The organism is Methylobacterium sp. E-041, from assembly GCF_022829665.1.
Lineage (GTDB): Bacteria > Pseudomonadota > Alphaproteobacteria > Rhizobiales > Beijerinckiaceae > Methylobacterium.
The window spans coordinates 1-751 of the sequence record NZ_JAKSYQ010000074.1 but is presented as its reverse complement, the minus strand read 5'-3'; the positions used below and the strand labels follow the sequence as shown (position 1 = coordinate 751).

The window sequence follows — 751 nt, the reverse complement described above, 5'->3', positions numbered from 1 at the left end:
TACCAGGAGACGGCCTGCAGGATGAGCGACGCCTCGTAGTGCCGGCCATTGAAGTCAGCCTTGGAGCGCTGCTCCAGCTTGGCGGCGATAGCGGACAGGATCATCGGCCTGCTTCAAGGCGGAGGCGGCAAGCTGGTCAGGGATGGCTAACGATCCGTGAACGACGGCGCATTCGCGTTTGCGACAGGCCCAGCGATGCACGTCATCAGCGCGTGTCGATGCAGCCCGGTCCAGGACCGTCCCGCGAAATGGTCAAGGCCGAGTTCGTCCTTGATCTGCTGGTGGGCCCGCTCGCAGACCCAGCGCGCCTTGATCGTGCCTGCCAGGGCGCTCCGTGACGTCTTGGCCGGCAAGTTGGACAGGTCGTATTTGCGCTCGCTCGACGAGCGCCACTCGCTCACGAGCCAGACGTTCGCGCCCGGTAGATGCCGGTTGTTGCCCCAGACCGGACCGTCGCCGACCCGCACCCGGATGGCGGCGAACCGCGCCGAGAGCTTGCCCTTCTTCGGCAGGGCGGTGTCGTCAATCACCAGGCAGGCATCGGATTCGCCGACCAGCCAATCCGCCTGACGGGCCAGCTCCGTCCAGAGGCGCGATCGTCCCAGGCCGGGCTGGCGATGAAGTGCTGCAACTGGTCGTGGCCCGAAAGCCCAAGCCGTGCCGCCATCGGCTGAAGGCTCTTGCGATCCCCCGGGCCGAGGAGGCCCCGGAAATAGAGCGGTGCCCAGGTTCGTCGGGTCTTGCGACCCAT

The 751-nt window shown here is 66.7% G+C and carries 2 pseudogenes; both read right to left on the bottom strand.

Annotated features, from left to right (window positions below):
• Positions 1-104 (bottom strand): annotated as a pseudogene (locus MKK70_RS06885) (IS6 family transposase); the annotation flags it as partial.
• 87 nt (positions 105-191) lie between these two features.
• Positions 192-751, bottom strand: a pseudogene (locus MKK70_RS06880) (transposase); the annotation flags it as partial.